The sequence below is a fragment of the Natronincola peptidivorans genome, from assembly GCF_900111615.1.
Classification (GTDB): domain Bacteria; phylum Bacillota; class Clostridia; order Peptostreptococcales; family Natronincolaceae; genus Natronincola_A; species Natronincola_A peptidivorans.
Map to the genome: position 1 here is coordinate 52,436 of NZ_FOHU01000012.1, position 18,945 is coordinate 71,380.

Genomic DNA, 18,945 nt, shown 5'->3' on the forward strand with positions numbered 1-18,945 from the left:
AATAGAGAAAGGTGTTAATGATTATGGGAAAAGTAGAACTACTAGCACCAGCCGGGTCCTATGAAGCATTTCATGCAGCTGTACAAAATGGTGCAGATGCTGTATATTTAGGCGGAACAGCATTCAGTGCCAGAGCATATGCCTCAAACTTTGAAATGGAAACATTAGAAAAAGCTATGAAGTATGCACATCTTAGAGGAGTGAAGGTTTATGTAACAATAAATACCCTAATAAAAGATGTGGAAAGGAAAGAATTGCTTCAGTATATAAATAGACTATATAGCATTGGGATAGATGCTATCATTGTACAAGATTTAGGTGTAATACAAATTGTTAGAGAGGTTTTTCCAGATTTAGAAATTCATTGCAGCACACAGATGACTTTACACAATAGTGAAGGTATAAATTTATTAACAGAACTAGGAGTTAAACGAGTTGTTTTAGCTAGAGAACTATCTTTAAAGGATATTAAAAAAATTTATGATAATACTCAAGCAGAGCTTGAAGTATTTATACACGGAGCCCTATGCTATAGTTATTCAGGACAGTGTTTAATGAGCAGCTTTATAGGAGGTCGCAGTGGCAATAGAGGTAGATGTGCTCAACCCTGTAGAAAAAAATATGAAATCATATCCTTAAATAAAGAAATTGTTGCAAAAAGTCAGGGATACTATATGAGTATGAGAGATTTAAATGTATTGAATAATATAGGAGAAGTAATTGAAAGCGGTGTTTTCTCCTTTAAGATAGAAGGCAGAATGAAAAAGCCTCATTATGTAGCCAGTATAGTAAGGGCTTATCGAAGAGCCATTGACGATTATTTGCTATATAAAAAACCGTTTATGGATGAAAAAGTAACGAAGGAGATAACACAAGTCTTCAATCGAAAATTTACAAAAGGGTATTTACTAAGTAGCACCACTCAAAATATCATTAATCCAGAAAAACCAAACAATAGAGGATTATTCTTAGGGAAAATAAAAGAATATAACATCAAAAACAAAAGAATTACTATTAAGCTTATGGAAAATATTCGACAGGGAGATGGCATTGAAATATGGAGCAATATTTCAGGTAGTAATGGAGGTGTTATCAACAAAATATTTTTACATAATGAGCTAATACATGAAGCCGCTAAGGGAGAAACTGTGGATATTCAATTTTTAGGTTCAATTCAAAAAGGTGATGATGTATTTAAAACTTTAGATTTACAGTTAATGAAGCATATAGAAAAAAGCTACGAGGCAGGTTATGAAAATAAAAAAGTGAAAATCTATGGAGAGATTAAAGTACTATCTAATATGCCTATAAAACTATGGCTTTGGGATAATGAAGAAAACATAGTATATCAAGAAAGCAAAGAAATTGTGGAGAGAGCTCGAAAAGTAGCTTTAACTGAGGAGAAAATAATAGAAAATATAAGTAAACTAGGAAATACACCATTTCAGATGGAAACTATCCAAGTCACTATAGATAAAAATATCTCCATACCAATCTCCTCAATTAATCAGGTCAGAAGAGATGCTGTAGAAGCACTGTCAAATCTTAGAAGCAATAGAAACACAAAACAGCCAAAACCTTTAGAAAAAATTGTAATCAATCATAGACACACATCGCTAAGGGAAAAAACCACTGAAAAGTATAGGCCAAGATTAGCAGTCAAAGTTGATTCCTATCAACAATTAAAGTATGTGCTTCAACAACAGGTGGAGAGGGTATATTACGGAAACACAAAAAATCTTGAAGCTGCTTTAGAATTATGTAAAAGTAAAGAGGTGGAAATTTATTTTAGAAGTCCGGCTATAATAAAAGATAATGAACAGGAGATACTAAAAGAAATATTGACAAGATATTCATTTGATGGGCTTTTAGCAGGAGATTTAGGTATGATTGTATTTGGAAGAAAGACTTTGAAAAAGCCTGTTATAGCTGATTTTACCTTAAACATAATGAATAGCAGCACTGTAGAGTTTATGAAGAAGCAAGGTGTTTCTGGTGTAACTCTATCCACTGAGTTGGACTTGAAAAATATTAAAAATTTGAAGGTTAATAGGAGTTTAGAAGTTGAGATAATTGTTTATGGGAAATTACCGATTATGGTTACTGAAGCCTGTCCTTTGATTATTGGTGATGTATGTAACCATCAGTGCAAAGAATGTAAAGATGAAGCCTTTCATTACCTATGGGGTCTAAAAGATGAAAAGGATGCTATTTTTCCTTTCACAAAAGACGAGTGGGGAAGAACAGTGGTGTTGAACAGCTGTCCTTTGTATATGATAGATAAAGTTGAAGATTTAGCAAAAATATACACTACATCTTATAGACTAGATTTTACTAACGAGACACCTCAGGAAATCATAAATATTGTGACAAATTATAAAAAAAACATAGATATGTACTTTAACAATGGAAGTATTGATAATAGCAAAGTAAAAGAAGGAATAAATCACTATACTAGAGGTCATTTTTACCGTGGAATTGAATAAATAATGTTTTATCCCTTGACAGAAAAAAAAGATTGTAATATTATATTTCAAAATAATACTTTTTGACGATGAAGAAAAAAGTAGCACTTTATGGTTACACCTCAGAGAGTAGACTGGTTGGTGAGAAGTCTATAGTACATAAAGCTGTGAATTACATTTTGGAGTTACAATGGGAAATCATTGCGGAAGTCAACCGATAGATTGACATGGAGACATCTTTTTATAGATGGAAACTAAGGTGGTACCACGGGTCTTGCTCGTCCTTAAACAAGGATGAATAGGGCTCTTTATTTTTTATATTAGAATGATAGGAGGCACGAAATGAAAAATGTATTTGAAGTTTTAGAAGAAAGAGGGTATATAGAACAAGTTACCTATGAAGAGGAATTAAAAGAGCTAATGGCGAAAGAACCAGTAACCTTCTACATTGGCTTTGATGCAACAGCAGATAGCTTAACCCTTGGACATTTTCTACAAATCATGGTAATGATGCATATGCAAAAAGCTGGACACAAGCCTATTGTTTTATTAGGCGGGGGTACTACAATGGTAGGAGATCCTTCTGGTAAAGCAGATATGCGTAAAATGATGACAAAGGAAACCATAGCAGAAAATGCAGAAAGATTTAGACAACAGTTTGCTAGATTTTTAGATTTTGAGAATGATAAAGCAACTATTGTGAACAACGCAGATTGGTTGTTAGAGCTGAATTATATCGAATTTCTAAGAGAAGTTGGTAGACATTTTTCTGTCAATAGAATGCTTGCGGCAGAATGTTATAAGTCAAGGTTGGAGCAAGGGTTAACCTTCTTAGAATTTAATTATATGCTAATGCAATCCTATGACTATTTAGAATTATTCCGTAGATATAACTGTAAAATTCAAATGGGTGGGAGTGATCAATGGTCCAATATCTTAGGAGGATATGAATTAGTTAGAAGAATAGAAGGAGAATCTGTATATGCTTTAACCTTTAAACTACTGACCACCAGTGAAGGAAAAAAAATGGGCAAGACTGAATCAGGTACCATCTGGTTAGATCCTGAGAAAACTTCACCTTATGATTTTTATCAATATTTGAGGAATGTTGATGATAAAGATGTAGAAAAAATCCTAGCATTATTGACTTTCTTACCTATGGAAGAAGTGAAAGAGCTTGGATCTTTAGAAGGAGCAGCCATTAATAAAGCCAAAGATGTATTGGCTTTTGAAGTAACTAAAATAGTACATGGTGAAGAGGAAGCACAAAAGGCACAGGAGGCTGCTAAAGCTCTGTTTAGTGGTGGTAAAACAGCTGATACTATGCCAACCACAAATATTTTAAGGTCAAGGCTTGAAGAAGGATTAGACATTATGACTCTTTTAGTAGAGACTAAATTGACAGCTTCAAAATCAGAAGGAAGACGTCTTCTACAGCAGGGGGGAATCTCTATAGATGATAAGAAAGTAGAGGATATTAATCTTCCTATTACTGATAATATGTTTAATGAGGATAGCTTAACCATTAAGAAAGGTAAAAAAGTATACCATCAAGTAAAAATAATAGATAAAAAAGTTTAGTGGACAATAATAAAATAATTATATTTATAAGTCTTAGCCATATTATGGGTAAGACTTATTTTATGATATAATAATACATAATGAGGAGAAATTATTACAACAAGTGACACTATTCGAGGTGAAATAATGACAGGAAAAACAGTTGAAGTATCATTATTAGACTTAAGCCTAATGCTATCTGACGCCATTGATTTAATAAACCCCACTTTAAATAATCACCATAAACAAGTAGCCTATATTGCCTATCATATAGGCAAAGAAATGAATCTATCACCAGATAAACAAAATCAGATTATTATAGCTAGTCTGTTACACGATATTGGTGCGCTTACCCTCAAAGATAGGGTGGCATCACTACAATTTGAAATAGAAGACTCTAATCATCATGCCTATATTGGATATCTCTTACTAAAAAACTATAAAAAGTTTAATGAAGCTGCTGAAATCATTAGATACCATCATCAACCATGGCAAGATGGAAAGGGAGAAGTAATTGATGGTGTAGCTATTCCAATAGAAAGTCACATTATCCATTTGGCAGATAGAATAGCAGTGTTAATAAAGAAAGACTTTGAAATACTATCCCAGGCGAAGGAAATAGTGAAGCACATTGAATCTAGATATATTCATATGTTTCATCCTAAAATATTAAAGGCTTTTAAGATAGTAATGAAAAAGGAAAGTTTTTGGTTTGATCTCATTTTTTCTTCTATTGATGATAAAATAAAAAAATTAAGTGGAAGCAAGAATCAATTCCTAGGTCTTGAAGAATTAATGGAAACCACAAAAATCTTTGCCTATATTATTGACTTTAGAAGCAGATTCACTTCTGTACATAGTAGCGGTGTGGCTGCTGTTGCTGAAGCATTAGCAAAAATACAGCATTGGAGTTGGGAAGACTGCTTAAAGATAAAAATAGCAGGATACCTACATGATATTGGTAAACTAGGTATACCCAGTGAAATTCTTGAAAAACCAGACAAATTAACCAAGGAAGAGTACAGCATAATGAAAATACATCCCTATTATAGTTACCATCTATTAGACAAAATCCGGGCTTTTGATAATGATATAAAACAATATGCTGCCCTTCACCATGAACGTATAGATGGAACAGGATATCCTTTTCGCATTCAAGGAGAAGCATTGAAAGAAGGTAGCAAAATAATAGCTGTTGCAGATGTTTTCACAGCTATTACTGAAGAAAGGCCATATAGGAAAGGTATGAAGGAAATTGAAGCATTAAAAGTTCTAAACAAAATGGTTAATCGCAACGTAATAGATCCTCACTTAGTGAAGGTTCTAAGTGATAACTTTGCTAAAATAAATATAACAAGGATTCAAGCACAAGAAAAAGCGATGATAGAGTATAATAGTTTTAGAAAAACTGCCAGAGTAAGGAGCAAGAAATATGCTTAAAAAATGTATATGGGTCTATTTCGTATTAATGATTGCCTTATTATTAAATGGATGTAATAGTACTAAAGATTATTGGGACAATGATGATTTAGATACTTCATCAGAACCATTGGAAATTATAGAAAATCAAACAATTGAGGAATTAACGAATGCTAGTAATGAAGAGGAAGATATTTATGCTTACATAGATAGCTATATAGATGGTATGACCTTAGAAGAAAAAGTAGGACAGATATTCATGGCAGCCTTTCGACATAATGGAGAAAATCTGCCTGTTACATATCTAGATGAAAAGACTAAGGAGTTAATAAAAAGTCATCATTTAGGCGGCATAATCTTTTTTGCTGAAAATATCGATACAGTTGAGCAAACAAAAAAGCTTATTAACAATATGCAGGCAATCAGTAAAACCCCTCTGTTTATCGCTATTGATGAAGAAGGTGGAATTGTTAGCAGGTTAAACAGCAGCAATGGAATGCCAGCTACAAAGCTGCCAGGGAACAAAGTTCTAGGGATGACAGAAAACCCTGAATTAGCCTATAAGGTAGGCAAACTATTGGGAAGAGAATTATCTTCTTTAGGTTTTAATATGAATTTAGCCCCTGTAGCAGATGTTAACACAAATCCCAACAATCCTGTTATTGGAGAACGTTCCTTTGGTGACGATCCCCATAAGGTAGGAAAAATGGTAGGAAAAATGGTGCAAGGGATCCAAGAACAAAATATTAGTGCCGTAGTCAAACATTTCCCGGGACACGGAGACACTTCTCTAGATACTCATAAGGAAGCAGTAACTTTACATCATAATAGTGAAAGATTAAATGCAGTGGAATTCCATCCTTTTAAAAGTGGAATTCAAAAAGGTGTAGACGGTGTTATGCTTGCCCATATTATTGTCCCTAATATTACAGACAATAATTTACCAGCTACTTTTTCAGAGATTATTATAGAAGATATATTGAGAAACCAGCTAAAGCATAAAAGATTAATTATAACAGATGCTCTAGAAATGGCGGCTATTTCTAAACATTGGACTTCAGAAGAAGCAGCAGTATTAGCATTCCAAGCAGGAGCAGATATACTTCTGATGCCTGCATCTCTAGAGAAGGCTTATAATGGGCTATTAAGAGCTATAAGAGAGGGTGTAATACCAGAAACGAGGTTAGAAGATTCTGTAAGAAGAATTCTAATGATTAAGTATGAAAGAGGAATACTAGATTTTGAAGAGGCAATGATTGATCCATATAATATTTTAGGATCACAGGAACATCTACAAATTGTAGAGGAAATTTATCAGTATAATAACAAATAAAAAAATAGTAAGATCCCCACTAAATTTCCAAGGTGTTTTTTATACCATCTATGCAATAGAAGTGTAAAATATGTTAAAATAGCATTAGCCTAAACAATAATTAAAAAATAAAGTGATGATAGGGGGCATAGTATGTTTAAAGGAATTTACACACCAATCATAACACCCTTTAAGGAAAATGAAGAAATTGACTTTGAGAAACTAAGGTATAATTTAGAAAAATGGGGAAAGACTCAGTTGGATGGCATTGTGGTTTTAGGTTCCAATGGAGAATTTATCTATTTAGCCCATGAAGAGAAATTGAAGGTAATTGAGTTTGTAATGAAGCACTGGAATAAGGATAAAAAAGTAATCGTAGGTACTACCTATGATTCCACCAAAGAAACCATAGCCTTTAGTAAGCAAGCTGCAGAATTTGGAGCTGATGCTGTGTTGGTACTGCCTCCACATTATTATAAAGGCGGTATGAAGGAAGATGTTCTTTACCAGCATTTTATAGAAGTGGCTGATGCTTGTCCAATACCAGTAATGCTATATAATATGCCTGGGAATACAGGAATTAATATGTCATCTGCTTTAGTGGCAAAATTATCTAAACATACAAATATAGTAGGCATAAAAGACACCGCTGGAAACATCCTTCAATTGTCAGAAATAATAAGAGATACTGATGAAGATTTTTCTGTATTTGCAGGTAATGCAGGCTATTTATTGCCAGCACTTTCTGTTGGAGCAAAAGGAGCTACAGTAGCTTTAGGGAATATATTACCTGAGGATTGCTGCAACTTGGTATCATTATTTAATGAAGGAAAGCTTCAAGAGGCAAAGAGGCTACAGTTAAAAATGTTGCAATTAAATTTGACAGTAACAGGAGGGTTAGGAGTCCCAGCTCTAAAGGAAGCGATGGATTTACTGGGTTATCAAGGGGGCATGCCTCGACGGCCTTTGAGAGTATTATCAGAAGATAATAAAAAAATAGTCAAGGACTTATTAATCAATTATGGAGCGTTGATAGAATAAGCAATTAAAACAAATAGAGTGAAACATAACAATCATTTTTATGCAAGGGTAATGGTTATGACACTAAAAAATAGTTTATATATTGAATTATAAGAAAATACAAATATTTACTAATGTTATTGCACGTACAAATAGAACATGGTATAATCTTTTAGATAAGAATAATCTTTAACTCAGTCCTGTGAGGCTGGCAAGATAGTGATATAGTCATCATATATGATTTAGGAAATCAATGTGACTTCTTGCCAGTTAGGCAAGAAGTCTTTTTCTTATAAAAAAAGTTTTTAGTAATACCTTTAAATCAGCCCTGTGAGGTTGAAAAGGGAGAAAACATAATTTTCTCCTTTGATACAAATTAAAAGGAGGTTTTTTAAAATGACAGAGAATACTTTTACAAAAACAAACATTAAAATGAAAGATGGGACAACAACATTAAATTCTGCTAAAAACATAATGCTAGCAATTCAGCATTTAGTAGCTATGTTTGGAGCAACAGTTTTGGTGCCAATGCTGACGGGATTAAATCCTTCAGTAGCATTATTATCTGCAGGAGTAGGAACCTTATTATTTCATTTTGTCACATATGGAAAAGTACCCGTGTTCTTAGGTTCATCTTTTGCATTTATTCCTGTAATTGTCCAGGTGGGTAACCTGTATAATGGAGACTTAGCTTATGCTCAGGGAGGCATAGTAATAGCAGGTTTGATCTATGTGCTTATGTCCTTTGCTGTAAAAAAAGTTGGTGTAGAAAAAATAAAAAAATATTTACCGCCTCAGGTAGTTGGACCAATGATTATAGTAATTGGTTTGAACCTAGTACCAGTTGCTTATGGTATGGCATCTGATCACTTTGTGGTAGCAGCTATAACACTATTTACAGCCTTGACCATTACTATAAAAGGCAGAGGATTTAGTAAACAGTTATCTATTTTGATTGCAGTAGTAGTGGGATATATTATATCTCTTAACTTAAGCTTGGTGGATACTGCAGTAATGAAAGAAGCAGAATTATTTGCAGTACCTAGCTTTACCTTGCCAAAGTTTGAGATAGGAGCTATAGCAATTATTGCACCAGTGGTACTAGCAGTATTTATGGAGCATATTGGGGATATAACAACAAATGGACAGGTGGTAGGTAAAAACTTTATAGAAGAACCTGGTCTAAATAGAACACTACTTGGAGATGGATTAGCAACATTGTTTGCAGGATTCATAGGCGGACCTGCTAATACAACCTATGGTGAAAACACTGGAGTACTAGCAATAACAAAAAACTATGATCCAGCCATTCTAAGAATAGCTGCAATACTAGCAATCATTCTAGGCTTTGTGGCTAAGATTGGAGGATTTCTGAGTACCATTCCTGTTGCGGTTATGGGAGGAATCAGCATGATGTTATTCAGTATGATTGCACTAATTGGTGTCAAAACTATTAAGACGAACAATGTAAAATTCAATCTGAATAATGTAGTAATCATGGTTTCTATATTGGTGTTAGGACTTGGAGCTGGACATTTAGAAGCAATATTTGGTATCTCAATTGGTATTCCAGTTACAGAAACAGTGAAAATTACGGGTTTAAGCTTAGCAGCGATTATTGGTGTTGTTTTAAACGCAGTTTTAAATAGAAAACAAATGGCTTAATTGATAAAATAAATATACAAAAAGAGAAAACTCCTCTTGAGGACTAAGTAATTTGACTTAGGCTTTGAAGAGGAGTTTTTTTATGTATGATATTAAGAAAAAGTAAAATAATAAGTGATAAGGATAAAATACCAATAATTAATTCTATTATTAAATAGATCTAAAGGAGGAAGTTTATGGCTAAGGTAATGAAGACAATGGATGGAAATGAAGCTGCAGCTTATGTATCCTATGCTTTTACTGAAGTAGCAGCTATTTACCCAATTACACCATCCTCTCCTATGGCTGAAGGAGTAGATGAGTGGGCAGCCCATGGCAAGAAAAATCTTTTTGGGCAAATGGTAAAAGTAGTGGAAATGCAATCAGAAGCAGGAGCTGCTGGAACTGTTCATGGCTCTCTTCAGGGGGGAGCTTTAACAACAACCTATACAGCATCTCAAGGATTACTATTAATGTTGCCCAATATGTACAAAATGGCGGGTGAATTATTGCCAGCAGTTTTTCATGTTAGTGCTAGGGCAATAGCAGCCCATGCATTATCTATATTTGGAGATCATCAGGATGTGATGGCCACTAGACAAACAGGATTTGCTCTCTTGGCCTCCAGCAATGTACAAGAAGCGATAGACCTCGGAGGGATAGCGCATTTAGCAGCAATTAAAGCAAGGGTACCATTTTTGCATTTCTTTGATGGATTTAGAACATCTCATGAGTATCAAAAAGTTGAATTAATTGATTATGAAGATTTTGATAAACTGTTGGATTATGAAGCTGTGAAGGAATTTAGAAATAGAGCGTTAAATCCAGAAGCTCCTGTATTAAGGGGAACAGCACAAAATCCTGACATCTATTTTCAAGGCAGAGAGGTAGCTAATCCTTTTTTTGATGCTGTTCCTGATATAGTAGAAAATTATATGAAGGAGATCGATAAAGTAACAGGAAGGAGGTATCAGCCCTTTGATTATTATGGAGCAGATGATCCACAAAGGATTATCATCGCAATGGGTTCTGCTTGTGATGTAATAGAGGAAACCGTAGATTATTTAATGAAAAAAGGTGAAAAAATAGGTGTCATTAAGGTAAGATTATATAGACCGTTTTCATCAAAACATTTTTTCAATATTTTTCCGAAATCCGTTAAGAAAATAGCCGTGCTGGATAGAACCAAAGAGCCTGGAGCAGTTGGAGAGCCTTTATACGAAGACGTAAGAAGCTTATTCTATGATAGACCTGAAAACCCTATTATCGTTGGTGGTAGATATGGATTAGGCTCAAAGGATACACTTCCTTCACAAATATTAGCAGTGTTTAATAATTTGAAGCAAGATCATCCAAAGAATCATTTCACCATAGGGATTGTAGATGATGTATCAAATACATCTCTTCCAGAAGAAGATATAATCGAAACATCTCCTGAAGGAACTATAAGATGTAAATTTTGGGGTTTAGGTTCCGATGGTACAGTTGGAGCTAATAAAACTGCCATAAAAATAATTGGAGATAAAACTGATTTATATGCTCAAGCATACTTTTCATATGATAGCAAGAAATCGGGAGGCACAACTGTTTCTCATTTGCGCTTTGGAAAAAAACCTATAAAATCTCCCTACTTAGTCTATAATGCAGACTTTATCGCCTGCCACAATAAATCTTATTTACATCACTATGATTTGTTAAAGGGATTAAAGGAAAACGGAACCTTTGTATTAAACTGTCCATGGTCACAGGAGGAGTTAAAGGATAAGATTCCTGCATCAATAAAGCGGACTATAGCTGAGAAAAAAATAAATTTTTATACTATTGATGCTGTGAAAATCGCACAAGAAATTGGCTTAGGTGGAAGGATTAACATGATTATGCAGGCCGCTTTCTTTAAGCTAGCAAAGGTAATCCCTATTGAGGATGCTATTAAATTTTTAAAGGACGCAATTCAAGATACTTATGGTAAAAAAGGCGAAAAAATTGTACAAATGAATCATCAGGCAGTGGATCGTGGTGTAGATGGATTAATAAATATACAAATACCTGATGATTGGAGTCATGCTAAAGAAGAAGCATTCCCTATTAAAGATGAGCCTGAATTTGTAAAAAACATTCAAAGACCAATGGCAAGGCTTGAGGGGGATGAGTTACCCGTCAGTGCTTTTAAAGGAATGGAGGATGGTACATTCCCACTGGGTACAACAGCTTATGAAAAACGTGGAATTGCCATCATGATTCCTCAGTGGCAAACAGATAAGTGTATTCAATGTAACCAATGTGCTTATATCTGTCCCCATTCTGTTATTAGGCCTTTCTTATTACATGAGGAAGAAATCAAAAATAAGCCAGAGACATTTGAAACAAAGAAAGCCATGGGGAAAGGTTTAGAGGGGTTAGAATATCGCATGCAAATTACTCCCCTAGATTGTACTGGATGTGCAAACTGTGCTGATATTTGTCCAGCGCCAGAAAAAGCATTGGTTATGGTAGATGCAGAAAAAGAGGTTGTAAAACAAGAAGAAAACTGGGAATATGCTCATAATAATATTAGTTATAAGGATGAGTTGATAGATAAAAAAACTGTCAAAGGAAGTCAATTTGCACAACCTTTATTAGAGTTTTCAGGGGCATGTGCTGGATGTGGAGAGACTGCTTATGTAAAGCTGGCTACTCAGTTATATGGAGACAGGATGTTAATTGCTAACGCCACTGGATGTTCTTCTATATGGGGTGCAAGTGCACCATCAACAGCCTATACAACCAATGCTAAAGGACAAGGTCCTGCATGGGCAAACTCACTATTTGAGGATAATGCAGAATTTGGGTATGGCATGTACCTAGCAGCTAAACAAATAAGAGAAAGATTAGCAGACTTAATGGTACAGGCTTTAAATACGGATATAGATGCTGATTGCAAAAATGCATTTAAGGAATGGTTAGAAGCCATAGATGATGGAGAAAAATCTAAACAGGCTTCAGAAAGACTATTAAGCTTACTGATAAAACAACAGCATTTTGAAAATCCAATCATAAAGGAAATCCTAGAAAAGAAAGACTATCTTGTGAAAAGATCCGTATGGATTATCGGTGGCGATGGATGGGCCTATGATATAGGCTATGGAGGATTAGATCATGTATTAGCTTCAGGAGAGGATGTAAATCTTCTTGTGATGGATACAGAAATCTATTCCAATACTGGTGGACAGTCCTCTAAAGCAACTCCAACTGCTGCAGTAGCTAAATTTGCAGCTTCGGGCAAAAAAATCAGAAAAAAAGATTTGGGATTAATGGCTATGAGCTATGGATATGTGTATGTAACTCAGGTGTCTATGGGGGCGAATATGAATCATACTATCAAAGCAATAACAGAAGCAGAAGCTTATAAAGGACCCTCATTAATCATTTGCTATGCTCCATGTATCAGTCATGGCATAAAAACAGGAATGGGAACAACTGTAGCACAAGAGAAAAAAGCTGTTGAGGCAGGATACTGGCATCTATATCGCTATAATCCTGAATTGAAAGAGCAAGGGAAAAATCCATTTGTTTTAGACTCTAAAGAGCCTAAAGAATCCTTCAAAGAATTCATACATGGAGAAATTAGATACTCTCAAATTATGAACACCTTCCCTGACATAGCTGAAGAGCTGTTTGATGCAGCTGAAAAGAATGCTAGGGACAAATATGATACCTATAGAAGATTAGCAGAAATGCAGTATCATTAGAAAAAACATAAGAAAAGGGACTAAGATAGTCCCTTTTCTTATGTTTAAAACCCAGTTCATCTTGGAAGGATTGAAAAATATAATCTTTATTTTTGATTTGTATCAACATATTCCTTGGCATTTTTAACTTCTATTTCATTTGGAATAGGAACTCTTGATTCAGGCTTTATGCTTTCAATATTAGCCCATGCAGCAGTTTTATGATTCTCTATAGTTCTACCTAAGTTTTTTTCTTTATATTTATTTTTAGCCATAAAAATCCCTCCTTAATACTATTATTTTCAAGAAAGGATCATTATATGACTACCACTATCATGTAAAAATAACCCTAAGAAGGAATTGGTATTAAAGTTTTTCAGTTATATTATAATGTGCCCTTTAAAATATTGAGAAAACAGATACTTTCACTAAAGATACATTTGTTATAGGTATATATTGTTACGATTTATAGAATACAGTTATAAATATATTATCAAGTATTTAGTAGGTTATTTACAAGTTGGGCTAAAAGTATCATCTTTAAACAAAGTATGTTACACTATAATTAGAATAATTATAACAGAATTATTAAGGGGTAATAAAAACATGAGGAAGGTAGAAAAACTAATTGATGAAGATATTAAAAAAATAATGTTCTATCAAGATATTCCTGGATTATCTCTGATGATTACAGATGATAAAAGTATACTCTACAGCAAAGGCTATGGTGTTGCTAGTATAGCAACAAAGTTGCCTATAACAGAAAATACAATTTTTCATATGGCATCAATAACAAAGCTGTTTGTTGCCACAGGTATTATGCAATTGGTTGAAAAAGGAAAAATAGAACTTAATAAAACTGTTAGTAGTTACATATCAGACTTGCAATTAAGAGATAATAGATTTAACAAAATAACAGTACTTCAAATGTTATCTCATACATCTGGGTTACCAGATTGTCAAGATTATGGATGGCATCATCCAGAATATGATGAAGAAGCTTTAAAAAGATATGTAGAGGGATTAAAGAATATTTCTTTACTATGGGAGCCAGGAGTGAGGTTTCATTATAGCAATATAGCTTATGAAGTATTAGGATACTTAATAGAAATCGTTACAGGCATGACTTTTGAAGCCTATATTGACGAAAGGATATTGAGGCCTTTAGGAATGAAGCATAGTACTTTATTATACAGAGAAAATACTGATGATATAGCTATACCACATATTAAAAATACAGAAAAAAAAGTTGTACTTTCTAATGTCTATCCTTACAACAGGTCTCATGCCCCCAGTTCTACTTTGACATCTAATGTATTAGATATGAGTAAATGGGCAATAGGCAGTTTAAACTTAGGCATCTTAAAGAATGAAAGAATACTACAAGAGATTAGCTATAAAAAAATGTGGGATCCCGTAATAGATATCAATAATAACCAAGAAAAGATTGGATTAGGCTGGCTTATAGGTAAACATAGAGAATACGATATCTTAGGACATGAAGGAAGCGATATAGGCTTTAGAACAAGCTTTGCAATAATACCAGAAAAAAAACTATCAGTAGGTGTGTTTGCCAATCTTGACAATGTCTCTACAAGAAAAATAATGAGAAGAGTTTTTGATTTCTTACTGGGGATAGAACCCAAAAAACTATAGAAAAAAATGCAAGTGGAGGTAACTATGCAGTCTATTATCCAAGGAGTTATTTTAGGCTTTATTATTGTTTTACCGGGAATGAGCGGAGGAACGGTATTTCTTATTTTTGGCATCTACGAGAATATGCTGAAGGATTTGGTGAAATTTAATGTGAGACCATATCTACCATTATTATTAGGGACAATTATTGGTATTTTTGGTGGGGGCATGATATTTGCACTATTTTTTGAAGCCTTTCGAGATGAGACAGCTGTTTTTTTAATGGGATGCTTAATAGCTTCTATTAAACCTGTTTTAAAAGGTTGTCCAAAGGTTAATCCCAAAAGGTTAATTTTTTTAACTAGCGGTTTATTACTAGGATTATTTATGGGTGGGGAACCCATGGGTATAGTAATGGGAAGTGAAAATATTAGCTGGTTATTACTGTTTATTGGAGGGGCAGTGTCTAGTGCTGCTATGATAATCCCAGGCATTCCTGGCAGCACTATATTAATCGTATTAGGTATTTATGATAATATATTATTTGCTATTAAGGAATTACAATTAGGGATTCTTATATTTTTTGGAGTCGGCAGTCTTATAGGGATTTTTTCATTAGCAAAGATATTGAATATCATTTATGAAAAGTATAGAAGTCTTATCTCTTACTTCTTTGCGGGATTAATCCTTGGTTCCTCGAGAGCATTATTACCCTATACTCTTGACCTTTCTATTGTCGTCATATTTATTGTAGGTTTTGGACTAGTATGGATCTGGAGTGGCAAAAAAGATCATAGTATAGATAAATTAAGGGAAGATGGGACATAGCAATAAAAACAAATAGTGTAATAATTTTACCCTAACAAAACTTACAATTTCTACTCATATTTTTATTAATGAATTAATATAATAATAAAAATGAACAAGCCATAAAATCTGACTAAATTCAAAGGGATATTTTACTCCCATTGAATAATAACCCAAGCAATTTATGTAGCCTTTGGATTATCCTTGGATTAACAAGAATTCAAACAACATACCAAGAGGGTGTTTTGGCATATTGAGTGGAGGTGGAGGAATGAAAGTTTTTATATTTTCAGGGAAGGTCAGGGACTTAAGAAGCTATTTGTTTCAATGGAGAATGAAGGAAAGTATACAAAACTCTAGATTGGTTAATGAGCCTCGCGAATAATAAAGCGAGGCTTTCAACTTCATATAATAATTTAATCATAATAATTTACTGTAATATTGAAAATAAAGAAATAATTATGATAATATAGTTGTATGCAATATTGAAGGCGAGTAAAAGCAAATGTTGATAGAAAAAGATTATCTTCTCAAAGGTCAGGTGAGAGCATGAAAAAAACTAGAATTATGGTTGTAGAAGATTGTCAAATAACGGCAAAGACAATTAAGAAGAGTTTACAAAGCTTAGGATATGAAGTAGTTGATATAGTTGCTACTGGTGAAGATGCCGTGGGTTCTTGTTTCTTGTATGAACCAGATTTAATATTAATGGATATTGAAATAGAAGGAGATATGAATGGAATTGAGACAGCAAATGAAATTCGCACCTCCTTTGATATACCAATAATTTATTTAACTGCACTATCAGATGATGATACATTAGAAAAAGCAAAAGTAACAGGAGGGTTTGCTTATCTTGTAAAACCTTTTCGCAAAAGAGATTTATATGCCAATATTGAAATGATTACCTATGCACATATGATGAAAAAAAAGGCTAAAGAACATGAAGTCAAGTATAGGAACATATTTGATAATATGTTTGATGGATTTGCATATTACAAAATAGTTTTCGATGGCAACAACAAGCCTGTAGACTATATTTTTTTAGAAGTGAATGATATTTTTATAAAATCTTTAGGTATAAATAGAAAAAATGTTATTAACCGTAGTATAAAAGAAATTTTTAGTGATAAAAAATATAATAGCTTTTTAAATGATATAAATGTATATGGGGAAGCAGCTGCAGATGGTGTAAAATTACATATAAAAGAATATTATCTTGAATACGCCAAAAGATGGTTTTCTATTACTATTAGCAGTCCTCAACAAGGATATCTGTCAACATTATTGACAGATATTACTGAGCGCAAAAATTCTGAAGAGAAGCTGAAATATTTAACCTTCTATGATAAATTAACTGGACTTTATAACAGAGCTTATTTTGAAGAGGAGTTAAAACGTATTAATGTAAAGCGTCAATTACCATTGAGCATTATTATTGGAGACATCAATGGATTAAAAATAGCCAATGATGTTTTTGGCCATAAAGAGGGAGACAAGCTATTAATCAACATTGCACAGAAGCTTAAGGAAAGCTGTCGAAATGAAGATTTAGTTGCCCGATGGGGCGGTGATGAATTTGTTATTTTGCTCCCCAAAACCGCTGAGGAAGCTACTGAATATATATGCAACCGCATAAAAAAGACATGTCAACAGGAAGGCAATGGGCTAATTAAGACAAGTATTGCTTTAGGATCTATAACCAAAAATAATGAGAATGAAGATATTAATCAGCTTCTAATAAAGGCTGAGAGCAAGATGTATAAAAACAAACTAATTGAAAGTAAAATAGCTCATGAAATGATTATAGACTCCTTGAAAAATGCTTTAATGGAAAGAACTCATGAGACGAAATTACATATTGATAACATAAAAAAAATATCATTACAAATTGCTAATTATATAGGGATGTCACAGAAAAGTATACAGGAGCTTGAGTTGTTAGCTGAATTTCATGATATAGGTAAAATTTCTATATCCAACACAACTATGAATAAAACAGCTATGTTAACAGAAGAAGAATGGGACTTATTAAAACAACATGCAGTTACAGGCTACAGAATTGCATCTTCTTCAAAAAGGTTAATACCTATAGCAGAAGCCATCTTATTTCATCATGAATGGTGGAATGGTAGAGGGTATCCATTGGGACTAAAAAATGAAGAAATACCTATTATATCTAGGATCTTAGCTATTGCAGATGCATATGATGTGATGATTCATGGGCGAGCTTATAAAAAACCAATGGAGCCTAATGAAGCATTACAAGAGATTAAGAACTGTGCAGGAACTCAATTTGATTCAAAATTAGTAGAAATTTTCTTGAAGGTTATGAATAATATAAAGTAAATATAAGCTTTGTAGAAGTAAGATATGAGTATAGGAAGGCGGCTATCACCAAAACTGGTTGATAAAACGCCTTTTTAAGTAGATGACCAAAATCATTGATTTTGAGTCAGTCACTTATACAAGGTGAAAGTAGATGACTAAAAGTAGATGACTAAAATCTATGATTTTAGGTCAGTCACTTTCACAGAGTGCAATCTTTGATTTTGAGTCAGTCACTTATACAAGGTGAAAGTAGATTTATTATGTATGGATAAGGGGGGGACTTTATGGAGGAAAAACACAAAAAATCTTTAAATGTACTTGTAGTAGATGATGAAAAAATAAATCAAAAAGTAGTAAATGCATTGTTCGAAAGAAAAGGGTGGAATGTTTTCTTGGCTTCAGACGGAGAAGAAGCAATAAAGCTATGTAGTCTAAAAAAATTCGACATCATTCTTATGGATTTAAATATGCCTAAAATAGATGGGTTACAGGCTACATCAACAATAAGGGAGATGGAAAGGCATAGAAAACAATATACACCTATCATAGCAATGACTGCAAGTGATACATCTAAAGAAAAACAAAAATGTATTGAAGCAGGAATGGATGAATATATAAAAAAACCAATTACTGAAGCTACTCTATGGTCTGTTATTCAACAGATACTTTTTGCCAATAATAATGAAATCATTGGCTTAGAAAAAGTTTTAGATAATTTAGACGGTGACATAGAGTTGTTAAAAGAGTTGATGGGAGATTTTATTAGCAAAGAATATGCTGGATTATTAATACAGGAAATAAAGAATGCCATAGATCTAAAAGATAGCAAAGCACTATATAAAAAAGCACATAAATTGAAAGGAGCAGCTGCATGTCTGAATATACAGTCGATTTATCAGTCTGCTCTAAAACTTGAAGAGTTAGGTAAACTTGAGCAGATGAATGATTGTGAGAATCTATTTAATATATTAAGTAAAGATTATGAATCTATAAAAGATACTTTTTCACTTTATATAGCATCTAACTAATGTAAATCAGGAGGAAA

12 protein-coding genes and 1 other annotated feature are annotated in these 18,945 nt (G+C 33.4%); of the genes, 11 read left to right on the forward strand and 1 reads right to left on the reverse strand.

Annotated features, from left to right (window positions below; all coding sequences use genetic code 11):
* Window positions 1-23: 23 nt before the first annotated feature.
* The 7 genes from BMX10_RS12615 (at window position 24) to nifJ (ending at window position 13,148) form a co-directional block, all read left to right on the forward strand.
* Window positions 24-2,486, forward strand: coding sequence for a U32 family peptidase (locus tag BMX10_RS12615; RefSeq protein ID WP_090444779.1), 2,463 nt, complete (start codon window positions 24-26; stop codon window positions 2,484-2,486).
* Window positions 2,487-2,545: 59 nt separating this feature from the next.
* Window positions 2,546-2,754 (forward strand) — a binding site (T-box leader).
* A gap of 53 nt (window positions 2,755-2,807) precedes the next feature.
* Window positions 2,808-4,046 (forward strand): tyrosine--tRNA ligase, encoded by a 1,239-nt coding sequence (gene tyrS / locus BMX10_RS12620; protein ID WP_090444782.1) that lies wholly within the window; start codon window positions 2,808-2,810, stop codon window positions 4,044-4,046.
* Between the two features lie 126 nt (window positions 4,047-4,172).
* Complete coding sequence (locus tag BMX10_RS12625; RefSeq protein WP_090444784.1) at window positions 4,173-5,465, forward strand: HD-GYP domain-containing protein; 1,293 nt, start codon at window positions 4,173-4,175, stop codon at window positions 5,463-5,465.
* A complete protein-coding gene (locus BMX10_RS12630) occupies window positions 5,458-6,777 on the forward strand; it encodes a glycoside hydrolase family 3 protein (RefSeq protein ID WP_090444787.1) in 1,320 nt (439 codons plus the stop codon). The genes BMX10_RS12625 and BMX10_RS12630 overlap by 8 nt, the downstream gene beginning before the upstream one ends.
* A 132-nt stretch (window positions 6,778-6,909) precedes the next feature.
* Window positions 6,910-7,797, forward strand: a complete 888-nt coding sequence (gene dapA / locus BMX10_RS12635) for a 4-hydroxy-tetrahydrodipicolinate synthase (protein WP_090444790.1) — start codon at window positions 6,910-6,912, stop codon at window positions 7,795-7,797.
* Window positions 7,798-8,208: 411 nt separating this feature from the next.
* Window positions 8,209-9,441 (forward strand): uracil-xanthine permease family protein, encoded by a 1,233-nt coding sequence (locus tag BMX10_RS12640; RefSeq protein ID WP_334292662.1) that lies wholly within the window; start codon window positions 8,209-8,211, stop codon window positions 9,439-9,441.
* Between the two features lie 176 nt (window positions 9,442-9,617).
* Window positions 9,618-13,148, forward strand: coding sequence for a pyruvate:ferredoxin (flavodoxin) oxidoreductase (gene nifJ / locus BMX10_RS12645; protein WP_090444796.1), 3,531 nt, complete (start codon window positions 9,618-9,620; stop codon window positions 13,146-13,148).
* Between the two features lie 86 nt (window positions 13,149-13,234).
* Here nifJ and BMX10_RS12650 read toward each other — a convergent pair whose 3' ends face one another.
* The gene (locus BMX10_RS12650; protein WP_090444799.1) at window positions 13,235-13,402 is read right to left on the reverse strand and encodes a CDIF630_02480 family spore surface protein; all 168 of its coding nucleotides are present in this window, start codon (window positions 13,400-13,402) and stop codon (window positions 13,235-13,237) included.
* 331 nt (window positions 13,403-13,733) lie between these two features.
* Between BMX10_RS12650 and BMX10_RS12655 the strand changes: the two genes are divergently transcribed.
* The 4 genes from BMX10_RS12655 to BMX10_RS12670 all read left to right on the forward strand — a co-directional run bounded on the left by BMX10_RS12655 (window position 13,734) and on the right by BMX10_RS12670 (window position 18,928).
* Entirely contained in the window at window positions 13,734-14,783 is a 1,050-nt protein-coding gene (locus BMX10_RS12655; protein ID WP_090444802.1) for a serine hydrolase domain-containing protein, read from the forward strand.
* A gap of 24 nt (window positions 14,784-14,807) precedes the next feature.
* Window positions 14,808-15,590 (forward strand): undecaprenyl phosphate translocase family protein, encoded by a 783-nt coding sequence (locus BMX10_RS12660; protein ID WP_090444805.1) that lies wholly within the window; start codon window positions 14,808-14,810, stop codon window positions 15,588-15,590.
* 528 nt (window positions 15,591-16,118) lie between these two features.
* The gene (locus BMX10_RS12665) at window positions 16,119-17,918 is read left to right on the forward strand and encodes a diguanylate cyclase domain-containing protein (RefSeq protein ID WP_090444808.1); all 1,800 of its coding nucleotides are present in this window, start codon (window positions 16,119-16,121) and stop codon (window positions 17,916-17,918) included.
* A 266-nt stretch (window positions 17,919-18,184) separates the two neighbouring features.
* Window positions 18,185-18,928, forward strand: coding sequence for a response regulator (locus BMX10_RS12670; RefSeq protein ID WP_090444810.1), 744 nt, complete (start codon window positions 18,185-18,187; stop codon window positions 18,926-18,928).
* The last annotated feature ends 17 nt before the right edge of the window (window positions 18,929-18,945 follow it).